Below are 24,222 nucleotides of genomic sequence, written 5' to 3'. Positions count from 1 at the left end.
CGGTCAGCGCCGCTCGCGGATCATGTTGGTGATCCGCACGGTCGAGCAGCGTCGGCCCTGGTCGTCGGTGAGCACGATCTCGTGGGTCGTGAGGGTGTTCCCGAGGTGGATCGCCGTGCAGGTCCCCGTGACGGTGCCGCTCGTCGCGCTCCGGGAGTGCGACGCGTTCAGCTCGATGCCGACCGCGTAGCGACCGGGGCCGGCGTGGACGTTCGCGGCCATCGACCCGAGGCTCTCGGCGAGCACCACGTACGCCCCGCCGTGCAGGAGCCCGACCGGCTGCCGGTTGCCCTCGACCGGGATGGTGCCGACCGCACGATCGGCGCTCAGCTCCGTGATGACCATGCCCATCTTGTCGGCGAGCTCGCCCATGCCCCGGTCGGCGAGACGTTCGTCGACGGTCCCGGTGGTGGTCGGTTCGTCGGTCACAGCGCTTGACTTCCGTGTCGGGGGGCGTCGGTAGGCTGTCCGGGTGTCGGACTCCGCAAAGCCTACCCTCATGGTCATCGACGGCCATTCGCTCGCCTTCCGGGCCTTCTACGCGCTGCCCGTGGACAGCTTCGTCAACCGTGACGGGCAGCACACGAACGCCATCCACGGCTTCATCTCGATGCTGTTGATGCTGCTCCAGCGCGAGAAGCCGACGCACCTCGCGGTGGCGTTCGACATCTCCCGGTTCTCGTTCCGCACGCGTGAGTACGCCGAGTACAAGGGCACCCGCTCGGAGACCCCGGCGGAGTTCAAGGGACAGATCCCGCTGCTGCAGCAGGCGCTCGAGGCCATGGGCATCACCACCGTCACGAAGGAGGACTACGAGGCCGACGACATCCTCGCGACGCTCTCCTCGCAGGGGGCTGCGCAGGGCTTCCAGGTCTACGTGGTCTCCGGCGACCGCGACTCCATCCAGCTCGTGAACGACGACGTCACGCTGCTCTACCCGTCGGTCCGCGGGGTGTCCGAGCTGACGCGCTACGACCGCGACAAGGTCTACGAGCGCTACGGCATCGAGCCCCACCAGTACCCGGACGTGGCCGCCCTCGTCGGGGAGACCAGCGACAACCTCATCGGCGTCGACAAGGTCGGCGAGAAGACCGCGGTGAAGTGGGTCACCCAGTACGGCTCGCTCGAGGGCGTCCTCGAGCACGCGGACGAGATCAAGGGCGTCGTCGGCAACAACCTGCGCGAGCAGCGGGACCGGGCCGTCCGGAACCGCCGCCTGAACCGGCTGGTCACCGACGTCGAGCTGCCCGTCGGACCGGCCGACGTCGCGCTCCGTCCCCTCGACGAAGCCGCCGTCCGCGAGCTCTTCGCCAAGCTGCAGTTCCGCACGCTGCTCGACCGCGTGTTCAAGGTCGCGGGGAACGGCGAGCCGAGCGACCAGACCGCGGTGGAAGGCGGCGTCGAGGACACCGGCGTCACCCCGCCGCCGGTGAAGACCCTCATCGACGAGGAACTCGGCTACTGGCTCGAGCGCAAGAACGCGGCCGACGCCGAGAACGGCTACGGCGTCGCGGTGGAGGTCATCGACGGCCGCCTCAGCGCGATCGGCATCGCCACGCACGACGACGCGGTGCTGGTGCCCGGCGGCAGCGGCGCGAAGGACTACGAGCAGCTGACCGCCTGGTTCGCCTCGGACGCCCCGAAGCACTTCCACGACGCCAAGGCCGCCATCAAGGCGCTCGGCACCGCCGGGATCGCCGTGAACGGTGTCGCCGGGGACGCCCGCATCATGGGGTGGCTGGCGAACCCGGGCAAGCAGGGCCAGCCGCTGACCGACCTGGTCTACCAGGAGCTCGGCGAGGAACTGCCCACCGCCGACCCGAACCAGCTCGTCCCCGAGACCGCGCCGGTGAACGTCGGCGTGCACGCCTGGTACGTCCTCCGCGTGACCACGGCGCTGCGTGCCCGCATCGACACCGGCTCGCTCGGGGTGCTGGACGACATCGAGCTGCCGCTGGTGTCGGTGCTCGCGCAGATGGAGACCACCGGCGTCGGCATCGACCGTCCGGTGCTGACCGGGCTGTCGAAGGAGCTCGGGGAGCGTGCCGCCGACCTCGCCCAGCAGGCCTTCGCGGAGATCGGCCACGAGGTCAACCTCGGGTCGCCGAAGCAGCTGCAGGAGGTCCTGTTCACCGAGCTGGCGATGCCGAAGACCCGCAAGACCAAGACGGGCTTCTCGACCGACGCCGCCAGCCTGACCGACCTGCAGGAGCAGCACCCGCACCCGTTCCTCGGCCTGCTGCTGCAGCACCGTGACGCCACGAAGCTCCGGCAGATCGTGGACACCCTCGACGCCGCGGTCGTCGACGGCCGCATCCACACCCGGTACGAGCAGACCGGCACGAGCACGGGGCGGGTGTCCTCGACCGACCCGAACCTGCAGAACATCCCCGTGAAGACCGCCGTCGGCCGCCGCATCCGGTCCGCGTTCGCCGTCGCCGAGCCGTACACGACGCTCCTGACGGCGGACTACTCGCAGATCGAGATGCGGATCATGGCGCACCTCTCCGGTGACCCGGGGCTCGTCCAGGCCTTCAACGAGGGGGAGGACCTCCACCGGTTCGTCGGCGCACGGGTGTTCGGCGTCGAGCCGGCGGACGTCAGCCCCGAGATGCGCACGAAGGTCAAGGCGATGTCGTACGGGCTCGCCTACGGCCTCAGCGCCTTCGGCCTGTCGAAGCAGCTGCGCATCGAGCAGAGCGAAGCCCGCACCCTGATGACCGAGTACTTCGCCCGCTTCGGTGCGGTGCGGGACTACCTCCGCAACGTCGTCGAGCAGGCGCGGGAGGACGGCTACACGGAGACGATCTTCGGCCGCCGCCGCCCCTTCCCCGACCTGAAGAGCCCGAACCGGGTGCTGCGCGAGAACGCCGAGCGCGCCGCGTTGAACGCACCGATCCAGGGGTCCGCGGCCGACATCATGAAGATCGCGATGCTCGGCGTGGCCGCCGACCTCCGCGACGGCGACCTCGGCACGCGACTGCTGCTGCAGGTGCACGACGAACTGATCCTCGAGGTCGCTCCCGGCGAGCAGGAGCGCGTCGAGGAGATCCTGCGGGCGCGCATGGGGTCGGCGGCGGACCTGACCGTGCCGCTCGACGTCCAGGTGGGCACCGGCGCCAACTGGGAGGTCGCCGCGCACTGATGCGGGGTCGTATGGTCGGAGCATGACCACAGAGCGTCCCGTCCGCCAGCCCTCCGCCGTCGACCGGGTCGCCGAGGACTGGGTGACCACCCTCGTCGACCTCGACCCGACCGTCGCCACGTACATCGGCGTCCCCGGGCGAACGGGGGAGTACGGCGACACGTCGCCCGCCGGAGCCGCAGCGTCCGCGGACGCGGCCCGAGCAGCTCGGCGTGCACTCGACGCGGCGGAGCCCGTCGACGCCGTCGACCGCGTCACGAAGACCGACCTCGGGGCGGAGCTCGACCTGGTCGTCGAGTCGTACGAGCGCAAGCTGCACCTGCGCGACCTCAACGTCATCACCAGCCCGGCCCAGGCACTGCGCGAGGTCATCGACCTGATGCCGACGGCGACCACGTCCGACTGGGAGGACGTCGCGAGCCGGGTGCGGGCACTGCCCGACGCGCTCGAGGGCTTCCGCGAGACCCTGCTCGAGGGCACCCGCGACCAGGTCGTCCCCGCCCGTCGGCAGGTCGAGCTCGTCGCCGAGCAGATGGCCAGGAGCGGCGCCGACGACGGCTTCTTCCGGCAGCTCGCCACCACGGCGGCGCTCGACGACGGCGCACCGGTGCCCGAGGCACTCCGCGCCGAGCTGGTCCGCGGTGGCGAGGTCGCCGCGGCCGCGTACCGCTCGTTCGGCCGCTTCCTCCAGCACGAGCTGATGCCCCTCGCGACGCCGACCGACGCCGTGGGCCGTGACGACTACGAGCTGCACTCCCGCCGGTTCCTCGGTGCGGTGGTCGACCTCGACGAGACGTACGCGTGGGGCCTCGAGGAGCTCGCCCGGATGCGCGAGGAGCAGGAGCGCATCGCCGACCGGATCGAGTCCGGCGCGTCCGTGGCCCGTGCGATCGAGGTGCTCGACGCCGACCCCACCCGGGTCCTGCACGGCACCGAGGCCCTCCGGCAGTGGATGCAGGAGACGAGCGACGAGTCGATCCGGGCGATGGACGGCCGCTACTTCGACATCGCGGACCCGATCAAGCGCCTGGAGTGCCGCATCGCCCCCACGCAGGAGGGCGGGATCTACTACACGGGCCCGTCCGACGACTTCTCGCGCGCCGGCCGCATGTGGTGGTCCGTCCCCGAGGGCGTCACCGAGTTCGGCACCTGGCGGGAGAAGACCACGGTCTACCACGAGGGCGTCCCCGGTCACCACCTGCAGATCAGCCAGGCCGTGTTCAACCGCGGCGAGCTGAACACCTGGCGTCGGCAGCTCGCCGGCCCCTCCGGACACGTGGAGGGCTGGGCGCTGTACGCCGAGCGCCTGATGGAGCAGCTCGGGTTCCTGGACGACGACGGTGACCGCCTCGGGATGCTCGACGGCCAGCGGATGCGCGCAGCCCGCGTGGTGCTCGACATCGGGGTGCACCTGCAGAAGACGAACCCGGACGGCGGCGGCTGGACGTGGGAGTACGCCCTCGACTTCATGGGGCAGAACGTCAACATGGACCCGGCGTTCGTGCGCTTCGAGGTCGCCAGGTACTTCGGGTGGCCGGGCCAGGCGCCGTCGTACAAGGTCGGCCAGCGCGTGTGGGAGTCCGTGCGTGACGAGGTCGCCGCTCGTGAGGGGGCCGACTTCGACCTCAAGGCGTTCCACCACCGGGCACTGGCGCTCGGCGGAGTCGGTCTCGACACCCTCCGGTCGGCGCTGCTCGACTGACCCCGGGAGCCCCGGACGGACGACCGCGACACGCGCGTTGCCCCGCTTGTGAGGGGTCGAGCGCACCGGTTAGACTTGTGCGGCGCAATCCGCGTCACCACAATCCACCGCCACGGCGGCAGCATGCGGGCACTGTCCCCGCGTCGCCCTGGCCCGACTCATGTCCGTTCGGAGCAATCTCTACATGACAACCACTACGACCAAGGCTCCTAAGCAGGTCGCCATCAACGACATCGGTTCGGCTGATGACTTCCTGGCCGAGGTCGAGAAGACCCTGAAGTTCTTCAACGACGGCGATCTCATCTCCGGCACCGTCGTGAAGATCGACCGCGACGAGGTCCTCCTCGACGTCGGGTACAAGACCGAGGGTGTCATCCCCTCGCGCGAGCTCTCGATCAAGCACGACGTCGACCCCAACGAGGTCGTCAACGTCGGTGACGAGGTCGAGGCCCTGGTCCTCCAGAAGGAGGACAAGGAAGGCCGCCTCATCCTGTCGAAGAAGCGCGCGCAGTACGAGCGTGCGTGGGGCGACGTCGAGAAGATCAAGGAGTCCGACGGGGTCGTCACCGGCACCGTCATCGAGGTCGTCAAGGGTGGCCTCATCGTGGACATCGGTCTCCGCGGCTTCCTCCCGGCATCGCTCATCGAGCTCCGCCGTGTCCGCGACCTCACGCCGTACCTCGGCCAGGAGATCGAGGCCAAGATCCTCGAGCTCGACAAGAACCGCAACAACGTGGTCCTCTCGCGTCGTGCACTGCTCGAGCAGACGCAGTCCGAGTCGCGCACCACGTTCCTGAACAACCTCCACAAGGGCCAGGTCCGCAAGGGCGTCGTCTCGTCGATCGTCAACTTCGGTGCGTTCGTCGACCTCGGCGGCGTCGACGGTCTCGTCCACGTCTCCGAGCTCAGCTGGAAGCACATCGAGCACGCCAGCGAGGTCGTCGAGGTCGGTCAGGAAGTCACCGTCGAGATCCTCGAGGTGGACCTGGACCGCGAGCGCGTGTCGCTCTCGCTCAAGGCCACGCAGGAGGACCCCTGGCAGGTCTTCGCCCGCACCCACGCGATCGGTCAGATCGCGCCGGGCAAGGTCACGAAGCTCGTGCCGTTCGGTGCCTTCGTCCGCGTCGCGGACGGCATCGAGGGCCTGGTCCACATCTCGGAGCTCTCGAACAAGCACGTCGAGCTCGCCGAGCAGGTCGTCTCCGTCGGTGACGAGGTCTTCGTGAAGATCATCGACATCGACCTCGACCGTCGTCGCATCTCGCTCAGCCTCAAGCAGGCCAACGAGGGCGTCGACCCGGAGAGCGCCGAGTTCGACCCGGCTCTCTACGGCATGCCGACCGAGTACGACGACAAGGGTGACTACAAGTACCCCGAGGGCTTCGACCCGGAGACCAACGAGTGGCTCGAGGGCTACGACGCACAGCGCGAGGTCTGGGAAGGCCAGTACGCGGCCGCCCAGGCTCGTTGGGAGGCCCACAAGGCACAGGTCGCCAAGTCCCTCACGGACGAGGCCACCGGTACCTTCGACCTCCCGGCCAGCGCGTCCTCGTCGTTCACCACCGAGCAGGCCGGCCAGGGCACCCTGGCCGACGACGCCTCGCTCGCGGCGCTCCGCGAGAAGCTCAGCTCGACCAACTGATCGAGCTCAGCAGCAACTGAACGCACCGGAAGCCCGGCATCCCTCAGGGGGTGCCGGGCTTCCGGCGTTCGCGGGGGACCCACGCCTAGGCTGGTCGCCGTGCGCATCATCGGACTCACGGGCGGCATCGCCGCGGGGAAGTCGACCGTCTCTGGTCGCTGGGCAGAGCACGGCGCCGTCGTCGTCGACGCGGACCGCCTGGCACGGGACGCCGTCGCCCCCGGCAGCCCGGGGCTCGAGCAGGTCGCGGAACGCTTCGGCCCGTCCGTGATCGCGGCGGACGGAACACTCGACCGGCCGGCCCTCGGTGCGGTCGTGTTCTCCGACCCCGCAGCGCGCAAGGACCTCGAAGCCATCACCCACCCCGAGGTCTGGCGACTCGCCCAGGCCGCGTTCGACGCCGCCGAGCAGGCCGACCCGGACGCGGTGGTGGTCTACGACGTCCCGCTCCTCGCCGAGGCCCGCGGGTCCCGTCCACTGCGCTTCGACGCGGTCGTCGTCGTCGACGCGCCGGCAGCGATGCGGATCGAGCGCCTCGTGCAGCACCGCGGGATGTCCCGACAGGAGGCGGAGCGTCGCGTCAGCGCGCAGGCAAGCGATGCCGACCGCCTCGCCCTGGCCGACCACGTCGTCGACGCCACCGGCACGCTCGAGGACACGGTCCGCTCGGCGGACCAGGTCTGGGCCGTGGTCGCTCCCGTTCCCAGATGAAGCACCGGCTGCTGCTCGTCGTCGCCGCGGTCGTCCTCGTGGCGATCGGGCTGGGCACCCTCGTCGCCGCGAACGTGCTCGCCGGGCAGCGGGTGGCGGACCACGGGCGCGAACCGGCACATGCCCCCTCGCGCAGTCACGCACGCGGGCCCCAGGACGAGTTCCACCGCTTCCGGCTCGGCGCGATCGACGGCGAGCGGCTGGAGCCGAACCGCGACGACTTCGCCGCCAGGACCGCGGCCGACGGACCACTGCTGCTGTTCCTGCCGGCGACCCGTGCGCGGCCGGCGGACTACCAGCGGTTCCTGACGACGGCGCTCGGTGACGGGTACCACGTGCTCGGGCTCGACTACTGGAACCTCGGCAAGACCCTCTCCGGCACGTGCGAGGCCGACCCGCACTGCTACGGCACGGTCCAGCGGAACCGGTTCGACGGCACCCGGCAGTCGGACTACAGCGCAGTGTCCCCGGCGGGGTCGATCGTCTCGCGGTTCCGCGACGCGATCGCGCACCTCGACGACGTCGACCCGACGGGCGGGTGGGGGCGCTTCGTCGGGGCGGACGAGGACATCGCCTGGAGTGACATCGTCGTGGCCGGGCACTCACAGGGTGGGGGAGAGGCGGCGTACATCGCGCACATCCGGCCGGTCCTCGGCGCGCTGATGTTCGCGTCCCCGGTGGAGTCGCTCGGGCCGGTGCACGCCGCCTGGATGGACCGCCCCGGACAGACCCCGGCGTCACGGATGTACGCCGTGGACGACGTCCGCGACGAGTTCGGCCCGCGGATCCGCGGGTCGTGGACGGCACTCGGTCTCGACGTCCCGGCGACCCCGGGCGGACCGGCGGAGCCGTGGCGCACGGACACCGCAGCGCCGCCGGAGGGCTGGTACCCGCACGCCATCCTCACGGACATCAGCATCGGGACGCCGGCGCAGTCGCACTCCCGCATCATCAAGGACACGACGCCGCTCGACGCCCAGGGACAGCCCCGGCTCATCGCGCTCTGGCAGTGGCTGCTCCGACGCTTCCCCCTGCCCACGCAGACGAGTCCCTGACACGCGGTCCCGGACAGCAGGTCCCTGACGGACGGTCATAGCGTCGGGGATTAGCGTGGCAGGGTGCAGCACGACCGCGACCCCCACGCGCCGAACCCCGGCAGCCTCCGCGCCCTGATCCGTCAGCGCGCCACGGACGACCCCGACCACGTGTACCTCGAGGACGCCCGTTCCGACCGGGTGCTCCGCCAGGGCGACCTCGAGACCGCCGTCGCCGCCTGGTCCTCGACCTTCGACGTGATCGGCGTGCCCGACTCCGGCGCCGTGCTCGTCGACGTGGGGGACCCGATCGCGTTCGCCGTCGTCCACCTCGCGGCCGTCGCGAGCGGACGCCGCGCGGTCCCCGTCGACACCGGGCAGCCGACGACCGAACCGGCGCGGCTCGCGGACCTGCTCGGCGGCGCCTCGATCGTGGTCTCGGACCGGATCGAGGACGCGACCATCCCGGGGACGCCCGCCGCCCGTGTGGACCCGGCCACGGGCCTCCCGTCCGACGTCCGTGACGGTGACGTGCCCACCGAGACACCCGACGCACCCGGTGAGGGGTCTGTCGTGCTGTTCACCTCTGGCTCGACCGGGACGCCGAAGGGCGTCGAGCTGCCGGAGTCGCAGCTGCTGTTCGTCGCCCGGGCCGTGGCGGAGCACAACGGGCTGACCGCGGAGGACCGCGGCTTCAACTCGCTGCCGCTGTTCCACGTCAACGCCGAGGTCGTCGGGCTGCTCTCGACCCTCGTCGCCGGCGCCACGCTCGTGCTCGACCGGCGCTTCCGTCGGACCGGGTTCTGGGAGCTGCTCGCGGAACGGCGGGTGACCTGGCTGAACGCGGTGCCGGCGATCCTCGCGGTGCTCGCGAAGACCGGGCCGCTCGACTTCCCCGACGGCCTGCGGTTCGTGCGGAGCGCGTCGGCACCGCTGCCCGACCCCGTCCGCGCCGCGCTGGGTGACGTGCCGCTCGTCGTGAGCTGGGGGATGACCGAGGGCGCGAGCCAGATCACCGCCACACCGCTCGGTGCGCCCGCGCGCGCCGGCACCGTCGGGGTGCCCGTCGGCTGCGCGGTGCAGGTCCGCGACGAGGACGGCGCCGTGCTGCCGGCCGGCACGACCGGGGCGCTGTGGGTCCGCGGGCCGGGCATCGTGCGCTCCTACCTGCACGGCCGCGCTGCCGAGCGCTTCGACCAGGACGGCTGGCTCGCCACGGGGGACGTCGGCTCCGTCGCCGAGGACGGCTGGGTGTCGCTCGCCGGGCGGTCCGACGACGTCATCAACCGCGGGGGCGAGAAGGTCTGGCCCGCCGAGGTCGAGGACGTCCTGCTCGGCGACCCGCGGGTCCTCGAGGCCGTGGTCGTGGCCCGCCCCGACGACGTCCTCGGCAGCGTGCCGGTCGCGTACGTCATCCCGCAGCCACGGGACGAGGACCCAGGCGACGACCGCGACGCCGACGACCGCGACCGCGACACCACGGACGCCGCCCTCGTCGCCGACCTCACCGCCCGCGCCGAACGGTCCCTGACCCGCTTCCGCCGCCCGGTCGAGATCATCGTCGTCCCCGACCTGCCCCGTGCCCCCACCGGCAAGATCCAGCGCGCCCGGGTGCGCGGCATGGCGGAGACCCCGTGAGCACGACGACCGCGCCGGGCACCGGGGTCAGGACGCCGACGCGGACCGCGGAGGGCCGCCCCCGACACCTGTACGAGATCGACGTCCTCCGCATCCTGACGTTCGCGTGCGTGATCGGCGTGCACACGACGAGCCACACGATGGCGTCCGACGACCTCGGGCTCGCCGGGCTCCTCGCGCTGCTGCACTTCACCCGGCTGGTGTTCTTCACGCTCACCGCGTTCGTGCTCGTGTACAGCTGGTCCATCCGCCCGAAGCCGATGTCGGTGTTCTGGCCGAAACGGTTCCTGCTCGTCGGGGTGCCGTACCTGGCGTGGTCGTTCGTCTACGTCGCGTCCGCGTGGCTGCTCGACGCCGGCCAACGCGGTGACGTCCCGGCGCTCGTCGAGACGTACGCCACCGGCATCGTCACGGGGACGGCGAAGTACCACCTGTACTTCCTGCTCGTGACGATGCAGGTGTACCTGCTGCTGCCCGCGATCATGTGGCTCGTGCGGACCACGCGCCGCCACCACGTCGCGGTGCTCGTCGCCAGCCTGCTCGTGCAGCTCGTCGTCTTCGCCGGCTACAAGTACTTCCCCGCGAGCGACGCCTGGATGCACGGCTACCAGAAGCAGTTCTTCTTCTCGTACGTCTTCTTCATCGTCTCCGGGGCGATCGCGGCCGACCACGCGGAGGGGTTCCTCGGGTTCGTGCGCAGACGTCGCCGGGCGATCGGGTGGGCGTTCGTCGGCGGTGCGGTGCTGACGCTCGTCGTGTACGTCGTCCAGATGGCGCTCGGGGACTCGCCCTACAAGGCCGGCACCCCGCTGCAGCCCGTCGAGGTGGTCTGGAGCACCCTCGTCTTCCTCGGGTTCCTCGCCGCGGGGGCGGCATGGTCCGACCGACGCGTCGCCGGCAGCCGACTGGCACGCGTCGTCGACTACGCCTCGGACCGCTCGTTCGGCATCTTCCTGAGCCACCCGCTGGTGATCTGGCTGCTGCTCTACGGCTCGAGTCCGCTCGAGGCCCTCGTGCCGAAGCCGTGGCTCACCCTCGTGACGTACCTGCTCGTCGTGGTGCTCGCCGTCGCCGTCACCGAGGCCTTCCGCTGGACCCCGCTCAGCGTCCCGCTGACGGGGCGGCCCTCGCTCTCCGCGCGGTCGGCGCGGCAGGCGCGGGCCGCGAAGCGCACAGCGACCCGCTGACGGACTGGAGGCTCCCGGCGGCCCCGGTCCGAGCCTCCAGTCCGTCCTGTGGTCAGGCCGAGCGCTGCTCGGCCTTCGGGACGCCGATCTCCAGCACACCATCGGTGGAGGTGAGCCGCTGCGGCTTCATGAACCACGCGACGACGGCTGCGGCACCGAGCAGCACGCAGGACAGCGCGAACGGCAGCTGCCAGCCGGACGCGTCGACGAGCACGCCGAAGACGATGGGCGAGATGACCCCGGCGACGCCGAACCCGGTGTTCATGAAGCCGGACGCCGTTCCGGACCACTGCGGCGCGACGTCCATCGGGATGGCCCAGAGGTTGGCGTTGCAGAGCTCGAGGAAGAAGAACGACAGGGCGAGCGAGATCGTCGCCACGAGCAGGCCCTGCCCGATGACGAGCGGCACCAGACAGACGAGCGACCCGCCGAGCCCGACGACGAGGATGGCCCGTCGGGCGTTCCGGGTGTCACCGCCGCGGTGGATGATGCGGTCGCTGAGCATGCCGCCGACGGTGTCCCCGACGACGCCCGCGAGCAGGATGAGCGTCGTGAACAGGGCGAAGTCGCCGATCGCCAGGCCGTAGGTCGAGCTGAGGAAGGTCGGCAGCCACGTGAGGAACACCCAGAGGGTCCAGCCGTAGCCGAAGTCCACGAACGTGACGGGCAGGATCTGCTTCGCCAGCTGCCCCCACGGCACGGGGGGACGCGTCGCGCGGGTCGCCACGGGCGGGAGCTCGTCGAGCTCGACCTGCGTGATGCCCTTCGCCGACTCGGGCTTGTCCCGGAACAGGAACCACCAGGCGATCGCCCACGCGAAGGACAGCACCGCGGTGGCGAAGAAGGCCAGCCGCCAGCCGCTGATCGCGATGAAGTACGCGACGACGAGGGGGGCGAGGGCGTTGCCGAGCCGCGCCGCTGAGTGCACGACCCCCTGCGCGAAGCCGTTCCGGTCGCGGGGGATCCAGCGGCTCATCGCCTGCGTGGCGGTGGGGAACGCGGCCGCCTCGCTCAGCCCGAGCAGGGCGCGGGCGGCGAACAGCGTCCAGAACCCCACGGCGAACCCGGTCCAGAGCGTCGCCACGCCCCAGATGACCGTGATGACGAAGAGGGCCTTGCGCGGGCCGAACTTCTCGCTGATCGTCCCGCCGAACACCTGGAGCAGGGCGTAGGGCAGCGAGAACGCGGCGACGATGAGACCGGCGGTGGTCTCGTTGAAGCCGAACTCCTCGGTGATGTGGGGGAGCGCGGTCGAGATGTTGGTGCGGTCGATGTACGAGATCGCGTACATGAAGCACAGCAGGAGGAGCACCCGGCCGCGGATGCGTCCGCGGAACGGGGTGCCCTTCGCTGGTGCGGCGGGGGTCGCCGTGGTCATGGGTGGGTGCCTCTTCGCCGGGGGTGCGGTCGTGTCGTTGCTGAACAGACGGAACGGTAGGAGCCTGGCCTATCAGCGTCCTTGGAGCGTGCTCTCCGCGGACGATACGCCGGACGGGGCAGAGGGGAGCGCCGCTGTGCGCTCGACGCGGCGGACGCGACGGACGTGGCGGACGTGGCGGACGCGGCGGACGTGGCGGACGTGGCGGACGCGGCGGACGCGGCGCTACGCCCTGGGCGAGAAGCCGGATCGCTGTCGGTGGGCGCGCCTACCATTGTCGGCATGGCAGTTGCAGTCAAACCGGTCCGCTCGGTCCGTCCGTTCGAGGTGATCAGCGAGTACTCGCCGAGCGGTGACCAGCCCGCCGCGATCGCCGAGCTCGCTGGGCGCATCAACGCGGGTGAGACCGACGTGGTGCTCCTCGGGGCGACCGGTACGGGCAAGTCGGCGACGACCGCCTGGCTCATCGAGCAGGTGCAGCGCCCGACGCTCGTGCTCGCGCACAACAAGACCCTCGCGGCACAGCTCGCGACGGAGTTCCGCAGCCTGCTGCCGGAGAACGCGATCGAGTACTTCGTCTCGTACTACGACTACTACCAGCCAGAGGCCTACGTCCCGCAGACGGACACCTTCATCGAGAAGGACTCCTCGGTCAACGCCGAGGTCGAGCGCCTGCGGCACTCCACGACGAACTCGCTGCTCAGCCGGCGCGACGTCGTCGTGGTCTCGACCGTGTCCTGCATCTACGGCCTCGGGACGCCCGAGCAGTACATGAACGCGTCGGTGGCGCTGTCGGTCGGGCAGGAGATCTCCCGTGACCAGCTGGTCCGCCGCTTCGTCGCCATGCAGTACCAGCGCAACGACGTCGACTTCGCGCGCGGCACCTTCCGCGTGCGCGGCGACACCATCGAGATCATCCCGATGTACGAAGAGCACGCGATCCGCATCGAGATGTTCGGTGACGAGATCGAAGCCCTCAGTTCGCTGCACCCGCTGACCGGCACCGTCATCGACGACCTCCCCGCGGTCTCGATCTTCCCCGCGTCGCACTACGTGGCGGACACCGACGTCATGCACCGGGCGATCGGCACCATCAAGGAAGAGCTGGCCGAGCGCCTCGCCGAGCTCGAGGGGCAGGGGAAGCTCCTCGAAGCCCAGCGGCTGCGCATGCGCACCACGTTCGACATCGAGATGATGGAGCAGATCGGGTTCTGTTCGGGCATCGAGAACTACTCCAGGCACGTCGACGGTCGGATGCCGGGCGAGGCCCCGCACTGCCTGCTCGACTACTTCGCCGACGACTTCCTCATCGTGATCGACGAGTCCCACGTGACCGTGCCGCAGATCGGCGCGATGTACGAGGGCGACGCCTCCCGCAAGCGCACCCTGGTCGAGCACGGCTTCCGACTCCCCAGCGCGATGGACAACCGCCCGCTCAAGTGGGAGGAGTTCCTGGAGCGCGCCGGGCAGAAGGTCTTCCTGTCGGCGACCCCCGGCAAGTACGAGCTCGGGATCACCGACAGCGTCGTCGAGCAGATCATCCGCCCGACCGGGCTGATCGACCCCGAGATCGTGGTGAAGCCGTCCGACGGCCAGATCGACGACCTGCTCGAGGAGATCCAGCAGCGCGTCGACAAGGACGAGCGCGTCCTCGTCACGACGCTGACCAAGCGCATGGCCGAGGAGCTGACCGACTTCCTCGGCAACGCCGGGGTCCGTGTGCGGTACCTGCACTCCGACGTCGACACGCTGAAGCGCGTCGAGCTGCTGACCGAGCTCCGTCAGGGCGTCTACGACGTGCTCGTCGGCATCAACCTGCTCCGTGAAGGCCTCGACCTGCCCGAGGTCTCCCTCGTGGCGATCCTCGACGCCGACAAGGAGGGCTTCCTGCGCTCGGCCACGTCGCTCATCCAGACCATCGGCCGCGCGGCGCGCAACGTCTCCGGTCAGGTGCTCATGTACGCCGACAAGATGACCGCCTCGATGACCCAGGCGATCGAGGAGACCGACCGACGCCGCGAGAAGCAGGTGGCGTACAACCTCGAGCACGGCATCGACCCGCAGCCCCTCCGCAAGAAGATCGGCGACATCACCGAGCAGCTCAACCGGGAGAACGAGGACACCCAGGAGCTCCTCGAACGTCGGGGTGGCGGCGTGCGCGACGGCCGCCGGGCGCCGACGCCGAACCTCAAGCGCACGGGCATCGCCGGCGAGGGCGCCACGCAGCTCGAGGCCACGATCGCCGACCTCAACGACCAGATGCTGCAGGCCGCGGCCGAGCTGAAGTTCGAGCTGGCGGGGCGTCTGCGCGACGAGGTCCAGGACCTCAAGAAGGCGCTCCGGCAGATGGAGTCTGCGGGGCATGTCAACTGAGGACAGCGACGGGGTGACCGACCTGGGCAGCGAGGCGAAGACCGTCGTCGTCACGGGCGCCAGCGCCGGTCTCGGGTACCACGCGGCCGAGCAGCTGGCGCGTGCCGGGCACCGCGTCGTGCTCGCGACCCGCAGCCCCGAGCGGGCGGCGGCAGCGGAGCGGAGCATCCGGCAGCACGTGCCCACGGCGGACCTCACGCAGCTGCACGTCGACCTCGCGGACCTCGACAGCGTCCGCACGGCTGCCGACGAACTCGGGAAGCTGGGACCGATCGACGCGCTGGTGAACAACGCGGGCGTCGTCGGGGCGAGCACGGAGCGTTCCACCGCCCAGGGCGTCGAGCTGCAGGTCGGCACGAACCACCTCGGGCACTTCGCCCTCACCGGCCTGGTGCTGCCGCTCCTCGAGCGCACCGCGGGCCGGGTCGTGCACCTCGGCTCCATCGCCCACCGCTGGGCCTCGCTCTACCACACCGACCCCCTGCGCGTCGGGCACTACTCGAGCTACCGCCAGTACGGCCGCAGCAAGCTCGCCGTGATGCTGTTCGGCTTCGAGCTGGCGCAACGCCTGGCCGACGCCGGTTCAGCGGTGTCGAGCGTCGTCGCCCACCCGGGGCTGGCGCTCGAGGCCCTCTCACCAGCGCGCCCCGACGTGGCACCGGCGCGGAGCGAACCCGGGTGGACCCGCCCCGGTCAGCGGCTGTACGCCCAGGGCAAGGACTCCGGCGCGCTGCCGCTCGTCCACGCGGCGGTCGCCGCCGGCGTCCGCTCGGGGGAGTACTGGGGCCCGAGCGGTCCCTTCCAGCTGCGGGGTCCATCAGCGCTCGTCCGCGCCGAACCCCGGGCGCACGACCGCACCCAGGCGGCACGGCTCTGGCACGCCAGCGAGCAGGTCTCCGGGGTGGCGTTCGCTCTCGACGCACTCGCGTGAGGCCCTCGGGTCGGCGAATGTCGGAGTCGGTTCGTACAATCGTCGGTGATGACCATCACTTCTGACCGCGACTCCGCGACCTCCGGCCGGAACGCCTTCGGCGACTCCGCGGACCTCGAGCCTGCAGACCTGCACCTCCCCGGCGGCACCGCTCCGCACAGCACGTCGACGCTCAGCGTCCGTGGTGCGCGCGTGCACAACCTGCGTGACGTGGACCTCGAGATCCCACGCGACTCGCTCGTCGTGTTCACGGGCCTGTCCGGCTCGGGGAAGTCCTCGCTGGCGTTCGACACGATCTTCGCCGAGGGGCAGCGACGCTACGTCGAGTCGCTGTCGGCGTACGCGCGCCAGTTCCTCGGGCAGGTCGACCGCCCGGACGTCGACTTCATCGAGGGCCTGTCGCCCGCGGTGTCGATCGACCAGAAGTCGACGAACCGCAACCCGCGCTCGACCGTCGGCACGATCACCGAGGTCTACGACTACATGCGCCTGCTCTGGGCGCGCATCGGCATCCCGCACTGCCCCGTCTGCGGAGAGGTCATCAGCAAGCAGAGCGTGCAGCAGATCGCCGACCAGCTGATGACGCAGGAGACCGGCACCCGGTTCCAGGTCCTCGCCCCGATCGTCTCCAAGAAGAAGGGCGAGTTCGTCGACCTCTTCCAGGAGCTCGCGGCCTCCGGGTATTCCCGTGCGATCGTCGACGGCGAGCGGATCCAGCTGAACAGCCCGCCGACGCTGAAGAAGCAGGTCAAGCACGACATCTCGGTCATCATCGACCGCCTGGTGGCGAGCGACGACATCCTCGGCCGCCTGACGGACTCCCTCGAGACCGCGCTGCGCCTGACGAACGGCACGGTGGCGATCGACCTGGTGGACCACGAGGGGCCCGGCGCCGTCCGGACCTACTCCGAGAACCTCTCCTGCCCGAACAACCACCCCCTCGCGCTCACCGAGATCGAGCCCCGCACGTTCTCGTTCAACGCGCCGTTCGGTGCCTGCCCGGAGTGCTCCGGCCTGGGCACGCGCATGTCCGTCGACCCCGACCTGGTGCTCGGTGACCCGGAGGCCACGCTGTCCGGCGGCGTCCTGCTGCCCTGGACCGGCACGAGCGGGCTCTACTCCTACTTCGAGAAGCTGCTCGGCGGCCTCGGCAAGGAGCTCGGCTTCAAGCTCGACACCCCGTGGAACCAGCTCGACCCAACGGTGCAGGCCGCGATCCTCACCGGCAAGGACTTCGAGGTCTCGGTGTCCTGGCGCAACCGCTTCGGCCGTGAGATGCGCTACACCAGCGGGTTCGAGGGCGTCATGCCCTACATCGAGCGCAAGTTCGCCGAGGCCGAGTCGGACTCGCAGCGGCAGCGCTTCCAGGGCTACCTGCGCGAGGTCCCCTGCCCCGTCTGTGACGGCACCCGCCTGAAGCCCGAGGTCCTCGGCGTCACCGTCGCCGACCACAGCATCGCCGACGTCACCCAGCTCAGCCTCGACGACGCCTACGCGTTCATGGACACCCTGTCGCTCACCGACCGCGAAGCCCACATCGCGGCGGCGGTCCTCCGGGAGATCCGCGCCCGACTCGAGTTCCTGCTCGAGGTCGGCCTGAACTACCTCACCCTGTCGCGTGGCGCCGGGTCGCTCTCCGGCGGCGAGGCCCAGCGCATCCGTCTGGCGACGCAGATCGGCTCCGGTCTGACCGGCGTGCTCTACGTCCTCGACGAGCCGAGCATCGGGCTGCACCAGCGTGACAACCGTCGACTCATCGACACCCTCGTCAAGCTCAAGAACCTCGGCAACACGCTCATCGTCGTCGAGCACGACGAGGACACCATCCGCACGGCGGACTGGGTCGTCGACATCGGCCCCGGTGCCGGCGTGAACGGCGGCAACGTCGTGCACTCGGGCTCCTACGCCGAGATGATCGAGAACCGCGAGTCGATCACCGGGGACTACCTCGCCGGTCGTCGCGCGATCGAGATGCCCGCGTCGCGCCGCAAGGTCAACCGCAAGCGCGTCATCAGCGTGCAGGGTGCCCGCGCCAACAACCTGCAGGAGGTCGACGCCGACTTCCCGCTGGGCGTGTTCACCGCGGTGACGGGCGTCAGCGGTTCCGGCAAGTCGACCCTGGTCAACGACATCCTCTACAAGGTGCTCGCCAACCAGCTCAACGGCGCCCGGCACATCGCCGGCAAGCACACCCGCGTCAAGGGCCTCGACCAGCTCGACAAGGTCGTGCACGTCGACCAGGCCCCGATCGGTCGCACCCCGCGCTCGAACCCGGCGACCTACACCGGCGTCTTCGACCGCATCCGTGGGCTCTTCGCCGAGACGACCGAAGCCAAGGCGCGCGGGTACCTGCCCGGCCGCTTCAGCTTCAACGTCAAGGGCGGTCGCTGCGAGAACTGCTCCGGTGACGGCACCATCAAGATCGAGATGAACTTCCTGCCCGACGTCTACGTCGCGTGCGAGGTCTGCGGCGGTGCGCGCTACAACCGCGAGACGCTCCAGGTCCACTACAAGGGCAAGGACATCTCCGAGGTCCTCGACATGCCCATCAGCGAGGCCGCCGAGTTCTTCGAGCCGATCTCCGCGATCCACCGCTACATGGCGACCCTCGTCGACGTCGGGCTCGGCTACGTCCGCCTCGGGCAGAGCGCCACGACCCTGTCGGGTGGCGAGGCCCAGCGCGTCAAGCTCGCGACCGAGCTGCAGCGCCGCTCGAACGGCCGCACCGTGTACGTGCTCGACGAGCCGACGACGGGGTTGCACTTCGAGGACGTCCGCAAGCTGCTCCTCGTGCTGCAGAGCCTGGTCGACAAGGGCAACACCGTCATCACGATCGAGCACAACCTCGACGTCATCAAGTCCGCCGACTGGGTCATCGACATGGGACCGGAGGGCGGCTCCGGTGGCGGGACCGTCCTGGCCGTGGGTACCCCCGAGCACATCGCCGAGGTCCCCGAGAGCCACACAGGGGTGTTCCTCCGCGAGATCTTCGAGGCCCAGGATGCCCGCGTCGGCAAGGAGCGCTCCGTCGGTGCCCGCACCGTCGACGAGTCGACGCTCGGTTCGCTCAAGCGCGGCAAGGCCGCCGACACGCAGAAGGCTGGTGCTCGGTAGGTGACGGACACCGTCTCGTGGCGGCCGAAGGCGGGGGAGATCCCGACCGACCCGGGCGTCTACCGGTGGCGTGACGGCAACGGCCGGGTGCTCTACGTCGGCAAGGCCAAGAACCTCCGCGCACGCCTCAGCAACTACTTCGCCCCGCTGCCCACGCTCCACGAACGCACCCGGCGGATGGTCCTCACCGCCCGGAGCGTCGAGTGGACGACGGTCGGCTCCGACATCGAGGCCCTGCAGCTCGAGTACACCTGGATCAAGGAGTTCGACCCGCCCTTCAACGTCAAGTTCCGGGACGACAAGTCGTACCCGTACATGGCGATCACGCTCGGGGACGAGGCCCCGCGGGTGATGGTGACGCGCAACCGGAAGATCCGGGGCGCGAAGTACTTCGGGCCGTACCCGAAGATCTGGGCCGTGCACGACACCATCGACCTGATGATCAAGGTGTTCCCGATCCGCACGTGTTCGGACTCCTCCTACAAGCGCGCCATGCAGACGGGCAAGCCGTGCTTCCCGGGGCAGATCGGCAAGTGCGGCGGCCCATGCTCGCAGCGCGTCACGATCGCCGAGCACCGCGCGATGGTCGAGGAGTTCGTCCGCTTCATGGGCAGCTACGACCGGCGGATCATCACGCAGCTCCGGCAGCGGATGGGCGCGTCGGCCGACGCGATGCAGTACGAGCAGGCCGCCCGGTTCCGCGACCAGGTCGAGGCCCTCGAAGCCGTGCTCGAGAAGTCCGCCGTCGTGCTGAAGGACTCGGTCGACCTCGACCTGTTCGGCATCGCCGAGGACGAGCTCGCGGCCGCGGTCCAGCTGTTCTCCGTCCGCGGCGGCCGCATCCGCGGTGTGCGGGGGTGGGTCGTCGACAAGGAGCTCGACATCAGCACGGGCGACCTCGTCGAGCAGATCGTCCAGGGCGTCTACGCCGACGGCGAGCTGGCGCCACAGACCGCCGGCGCGCTCACCAGTCCGAGCATGGAGGAGCCCCCGCGCGAGGTCGTCGTGCCCGAGCTCCCCGAGGACGCCGACGCGCTGCAGCAGTGGCTCAGCGACCGTCGGGGTGGGCGTGCCACGAAGCTCAGCACCGCCCAGCGTGGCGAACGCGCCGGCCTCGCCCGCACGGCCTCGCAGAACGCGCAGCAGGCCCTGATGCTCTACAAGACGAAGCGCTCCGCCGACTACACCACGCGCGCCGCGGCCCTGGCGGACATCCAGGAGGCCCTCGGCATGACCGAGGCGCCGCTGCGCATGGAGTGCTACGACATCTCGCACCTGCAGGGCACCAACGTGGTCGCGTCGATGGTGGTGTTCGAGGACGGCCTGCCGCGCAAGGACCAGTACCGCCGCTACTCGATCGCCGAGACCCGCGACGACACCGACAGCATGCACCAGGTGCTCACCCGTCGGTTGGCGCGGCTCGACGAGGACGCCGAGCTGCCGGACCAGCCCGACCACAACGCCGACGGCGTCGTGGCGGTGGAGAAGCCGACGAAGCGGTTCGCGTACCGCCCGCAGCTGCTCATCGTCGACGGCGGCCAGCCCCAGGTGGCGGCTGCCAAGCGCGCGATGGACGAGGCCGGCGTCACCGACATCGCGCTCGTCGGCATCGCCAAGCGGCTCGAGGAGCTCTGGCTGCCGGACGACGACTTCCCGGTGATCCTGCCGCGCAACTCCGAGGCCCTGTTCCTCATCCAGCGCATCCGTGACGAGGCGCACCGCTTCGCGATCACGCACCAGCGCGGGCGCCGCAAGCGCGACGTCCGCACGCAGCTGTCCGAGATCCCGGGCCTCGGCCCGAGCCGGGTCAGCGCGCTGCTGAAGCACTTCGGCTCGGTCGCGCGGCTCCGTGGTGCCACCGCCGAGGAGATCGGCGTGGTCCCGGGCGTCGGACCGGCCACGGCCGCCGCCGTCGTCCGGAAGCTGCAGACCGTCCCGACGAGCACTCCGACCGGGGAGTCCCCGGAGGGGCCGACCAGCCCGACCGGTCCCACGAGCGCCGACGACACCGGCACGACCGCCGGCACTGACGACCGAACGGGAGGGCCTGTGCGGGTCCCCGAGGTGACCAGCGACGGGCCCACGCTGCCGTCGTGACGCCACCACGAGCCTCCAGGCCGGCCCGTCCGCTCGCCCCTGCCGGACGGTAGCCTTGACGCCGAGCCACCAGACCACCGGCCCGCACTGCGGGCCGCCGGACCACCCGGGCGACGCGCCCGGGCAGCGACGACGGAGCACATCTCCCAGATGACGGACACCGAACCGAAGCCCCAGCACGACGTCCTCATCGTCACCGGGATGTCCGGTGCCGGCCGGTCGACGGTCGGCAAGGCGCTCGAGGACCTCGACTGGTACGTCGTCGACAACCTGCCGACGCAGATGCTCGGGCCGCTCACCGACCTGGCCGACCGCGCGGGGGAGAAGATCCCGAAGCTCGCCGCGGTCGTGGACGTCCGCGGTGGTCGCTACTTCACGGCGCCGGAGCACGCGGTCGAGCAGCTCCGCTCGAGCACGTCCGCACGGGTGCGCGTGTTGTTCCTCGAAGCGACCGACCAGGTCCTCGTGCGACGGTTCGAGCAGGTGCGGCGACCGCACCCGCTCCAGGGCGAGGACACCCTCCTCGACGGCATCGCGCGGGAGCGCACCCGGCTGCTGGGGCTGCGCGAGGCCTCCGACGTGATCATCGACACGTCCGACCTGAACATCCACCAACTCGCGAACACCATCACCGAGAAGTTCGCCGAGGACCGCTTCACCGGTGTCCAGGTCACGCTGATGAGCTTCGGCTTCAAGTACGGCCTGCCCACGGACGCTGACATGGTCGCCGACGTCCGGTTCATCCCGAACCCCTACTGGGTGCCGGAACTCCGCGAGCACACGGGCCTCGACGAGCCGGTGTCGGACTACGTGCTGGCCCAGTCGGGGGCCCGGCAGTTCGTCGACCGGTACGCAGCCGTGCTCGAGCCCGTGCTCGCCGGGTACCAGCGCGAGAACAAAAGACACGCTACGATCGCCATCGGCTGTACCGGCGGGAAGCACCGCTCGGTCGCCATCGTCGCCGAGTTGGCGAGCGTCCTCCGCGGGATGCCCAACGTCGCCGTGCGTGTGAAGAACCGAGATCTCGGCCGGGAGTGACCGTCCCACCGGCCGCTGCACACGGGTGCGCCAACGGGACCGACGAGCCCCACCACCAGAAACGTTAGGAATGATGCTGTGCCGTTGACTGCCGAGGTCAAGGACGAACTGGCCAGGGTCGTCGTGGGCCGCAACACGGTCCGTGCCGCCGAACTCGCGACGATCCTCCGGTTCGCGGGTGGCCTGCACGTCATCTCCGGCAGGATCGCCGTCGAGGTCGAGCTCGACACCCGGATCATCGTGCACCGCGTGCGCAAGGACCTCGCCGAGCTCTACGGCGTGCGGAGCGAGGCCTCGGTCGGTTCGACCGCCTCGGCCCGTCGCGGCACCCGCTACCTGGTCCGCGTCCTCGAGGCGGGGGAGACCCTGGCCCGACAGACCGGCCTGATGGACGCCCGTCGTCGTCCCGTGCGCGGGCTCCCCAACCGGCTCACCACGGGCAACCGCGAGGACCTGGCCGCCATCTGGCGCGGTGCGTTCCTCGCCGCCGGCACCCTCACCGATCCGGGTCGAGCCGCTGCGCTCGAGGTCACCTGCCCGGGCAACGAGGCAGCGATGGCCCTGGTGGGGGCTGCGTCCCGTCTCGGCGTCGCCGCGAAGGGCCGCGAGGTCCGCGGGGTGCACCGCGTCGTCATCCGTGACGGCGAGGCCATCGGGCAGATGCTGACCGTCATGGGCGCCGCGCGCACCACCGCCGAGTGGGAGGAGATGCGCCAGCGCCGCGAGGTCCGTGCCACCGCCAACCGCCTGGTGAACTTCGACGACGCCAACCTCCGTCGCTCCGCCCAGGCAGCCGTCGCGGCGTGCGCCCGGGTCGAGCGTGCCCTCGAGATCCTCGGCGACGAGGTCCCCGACCACCTGCAGTACGCCGGGTCGCTCCGCCTGCAGCACCGTGACGCCTCGCTCGACGAGCTCGGCCAGCACGCGGACCCGCCCATGACGAAGGACGCCATCGCTGGCCGGATCCGCCGCCTCCTGGCGATGGCGGACAAGCGTGCCGTCGAGCTCGACATCCCGGGCACCGAGGCCAGCGTCCCCGAGGAGCTCGAGGGCGTCTGACGCCCGCTGCACGGTCGACGTCGTCCAGGCGGCGTGTGGGGCGCTGACTGCTAGGCTCGTTTCGGTGGCGTTACGGGGCGTATCGTCAGCCACCCGCGTTCCCGTCACGGGTGCGTGACTCCCGAAAGCAGCGTCCTCGGGCGCTCCACACCCCACAGGAGATCCTTTGACCGTCAAGATCGGTATCAACGGCTTCGGCCGGATCGGCCGCAACTTCTTCCGGGCCGCCCTGGCCAAGGGCAGCGACCTCGAGATCGTGGCGGTGAACGACCTCACCGACAACGCCGCACTCGCGAACCTGCTCAAGTTCGACTCGATCACGGGTCGTCTCGGCGTCTCCGTCGAGCTGGACGGCGACAACATCGTCGTCGACGGCAAGGCGGTCAAGGTCCTCGCGGAGCGCGACCCCGCGAACCTCCCCTGGGGCGAGCTCGGCGTCGACATCGTCGTCGAGTCGACCGGCTTCTTCACCAAGGCCGCCGATGCGCAGAAGCACATCGACGCCGGCGCCAAGAAGGTCATCATCTCCGCCCCGGCCACGGGTGACGACGTCACCATCGTGCTCGGCGTGAACGAGGACCAGTACGACGCCGCGAACCACCACATCATCTCGAACGCCTCGTGCACCACGAACAGCCTCGCGCCGCTCGCCAAGGTGTTCCACGACAAGTTCGGCATCGAGCGCGGTCTCATGACCACGGTCCACGCCTACACCGCGGACCAGAACCTGCAGGACGGCCCGCACAAGGACCCCCGCCGTGCCCGCGCCGCCGCGCTGAACATCGTGCCGACCTCGACCGGTGCCGCCAAGGCCATCGGCCTGGTCATGCCCGAGCTCGCCGGCAAGCTCGACGGCTTCGCCCTCCGCGTCCCGGTCCCCACCGGCTCGATCACCGACCTCACCCTCGAGACCAAGTCCGAGGTCACCGTCGACGAGATCAACGCTGCGTACAAGGAGGCAGCCGAGGGCCCGATGAAGGGCATCCTGCTCTACAGCGAGGACCCGCTGGTGTCGACCGACATCACCACTGACCCGCACTCCTCGATCTACGACTCCGGTCTGACCAAGGTCATCGGCGGTCTCGTGAAGATCACCTCGTGGTACGACAACGAGTGGGGCTACTCGAACCGCCTCGTCGACCTCACCGAGTACGTCGGCGCGCGGCTCTGAGC

At 70.4% G+C, this 24,222-nt stretch carries 16 protein-coding genes; 14 read left to right on the top strand and 2 right to left on the bottom strand.

The annotated features are described in order from the left end of the window. Positions 1-3: 3 nt before the first annotated feature. Positions 4-372: a PaaI family thioesterase gene (locus OVA28_RS14105; RefSeq protein WP_268098214.1), complete on the bottom strand. Its 369-nt coding sequence runs from the start codon at positions 370-372 to the stop codon at positions 4-6. A 127-nt stretch (positions 373-499) separates the two neighbouring features. Between OVA28_RS14105 and polA the strand changes: the two genes are divergently transcribed. From polA to OVA28_RS14070, 7 genes are all read left to right on the top strand, one after another. Next, positions 500-3,145 carry a DNA polymerase I gene (gene polA / locus OVA28_RS14100; protein WP_268097404.1) on the top strand — a complete coding sequence of 882 codons (2,646 nt, stop codon included), beginning with the start codon at positions 500-502 and terminating at the stop codon, positions 3,143-3,145. A gap of 22 nt (positions 3,146-3,167) precedes the next feature. Next, entirely contained in the window at positions 3,168-4,847 is a 1,680-nt protein-coding gene (locus tag OVA28_RS14095) for a DUF885 domain-containing protein (protein ID WP_268097403.1), read from the top strand. Positions 4,848-5,031: 184 nt separating this feature from the next. Then, positions 5,032-6,489 carry a 30S ribosomal protein S1 gene (rpsA, locus tag OVA28_RS14090; protein WP_268097402.1) on the top strand — a complete coding sequence of 486 codons (1,458 nt, stop codon included), beginning with the start codon at positions 5,032-5,034 and terminating at the stop codon, positions 6,487-6,489. Positions 6,490-6,588: 99 nt separating this feature from the next. Beyond that, entirely contained in the window at positions 6,589-7,200 is a 612-nt protein-coding gene (coaE, locus tag OVA28_RS14085; RefSeq protein WP_268097401.1) for a dephospho-CoA kinase, read from the top strand. After that, on the top strand, positions 7,197-8,255 hold the full coding sequence (locus tag OVA28_RS14080; protein ID WP_268097400.1) for a BPSS1187 family protein: 1,059 nt from the start codon (positions 7,197-7,199) through the stop codon (positions 8,253-8,255). The genes coaE and OVA28_RS14080 overlap by 4 nt, the downstream gene beginning before the upstream one ends. Positions 8,256-8,318: 63 nt before the next feature. Next, positions 8,319-9,872 carry a class I adenylate-forming enzyme family protein gene (locus OVA28_RS14075; protein ID WP_268097399.1) on the top strand — a complete coding sequence of 518 codons (1,554 nt, stop codon included), beginning with the start codon at positions 8,319-8,321 and terminating at the stop codon, positions 9,870-9,872. Next, positions 9,869-11,059: an acyltransferase gene (locus OVA28_RS14070; protein WP_268097398.1), complete on the top strand. Its 1,191-nt coding sequence runs from the start codon at positions 9,869-9,871 to the stop codon at positions 11,057-11,059. The genes OVA28_RS14075 and OVA28_RS14070 overlap by 4 nt, the downstream gene beginning before the upstream one ends. 52 nt (positions 11,060-11,111) lie before the next feature. Here OVA28_RS14070 and OVA28_RS14065 read toward each other — a convergent pair whose 3' ends face one another. Then, on the bottom strand, positions 11,112-12,437 hold the full coding sequence (locus OVA28_RS14065; RefSeq protein ID WP_194660452.1) for an MFS transporter: 1,326 nt from the start codon (positions 12,435-12,437) through the stop codon (positions 11,112-11,114). A 282-nt stretch (positions 12,438-12,719) separates the two neighbouring features. Between OVA28_RS14065 and uvrB the strand changes: the two genes are divergently transcribed. The 7 genes from uvrB to gap all read left to right on the top strand — a co-directional run bounded on the left by uvrB (position 12,720) and on the right by gap (position 24,220). After that, positions 12,720-14,810: an excinuclease ABC subunit UvrB gene (uvrB, locus tag OVA28_RS14060; RefSeq protein ID WP_268097397.1), complete on the top strand. Its 2,091-nt coding sequence runs from the start codon at positions 12,720-12,722 to the stop codon at positions 14,808-14,810. Continuing rightward, complete coding sequence (locus OVA28_RS14055) at positions 14,800-15,741, top strand: SDR family NAD(P)-dependent oxidoreductase (RefSeq protein WP_268097396.1); 942 nt, start codon at positions 14,800-14,802, stop codon at positions 15,739-15,741. The genes uvrB and OVA28_RS14055 overlap by 11 nt, the downstream gene beginning before the upstream one ends. A gap of 48 nt (positions 15,742-15,789) precedes the next feature. Then, positions 15,790-18,855, top strand: a complete 3,066-nt coding sequence (uvrA, locus tag OVA28_RS14050) for an excinuclease ABC subunit UvrA (protein WP_228504830.1) — start codon at positions 15,790-15,792, stop codon at positions 18,853-18,855. Continuing rightward, positions 18,856-20,952 (top strand): excinuclease ABC subunit UvrC, encoded by a 2,097-nt coding sequence (gene uvrC / locus OVA28_RS14045; RefSeq protein WP_268097395.1) that lies wholly within the window; start codon positions 18,856-18,858, stop codon positions 20,950-20,952. A 150-nt stretch (positions 20,953-21,102) separates the two neighbouring features. Further along, entirely contained in the window at positions 21,103-21,990 is an 888-nt protein-coding gene (rapZ, locus tag OVA28_RS14040) for an RNase adapter RapZ (RefSeq protein ID WP_194660456.1), read from the top strand. 78 nt (positions 21,991-22,068) lie between these two features. Continuing rightward, on the top strand, positions 22,069-23,049 hold the full coding sequence (whiA, locus tag OVA28_RS14035) for a DNA-binding protein WhiA (RefSeq protein WP_194625569.1): 981 nt from the start codon (positions 22,069-22,071) through the stop codon (positions 23,047-23,049). A gap of 166 nt (positions 23,050-23,215) precedes the next feature. Beyond that, the gene (gene gap, locus OVA28_RS14030) at positions 23,216-24,220 is read left to right on the top strand and encodes a type I glyceraldehyde-3-phosphate dehydrogenase (RefSeq protein ID WP_194660457.1); all 1,005 of its coding nucleotides are present in this window, start codon (positions 23,216-23,218) and stop codon (positions 24,218-24,220) included. Positions 24,221-24,222 lie beyond the last annotated feature (2 nt).

The organism is Curtobacterium sp. SL109 (assembly GCF_026672405.1).
Classification (GTDB): domain Bacteria; phylum Actinomycetota; class Actinomycetes; order Actinomycetales; family Microbacteriaceae; genus Curtobacterium.
This window is presented reverse-complemented; position numbering and strand designations above follow the sequence as displayed.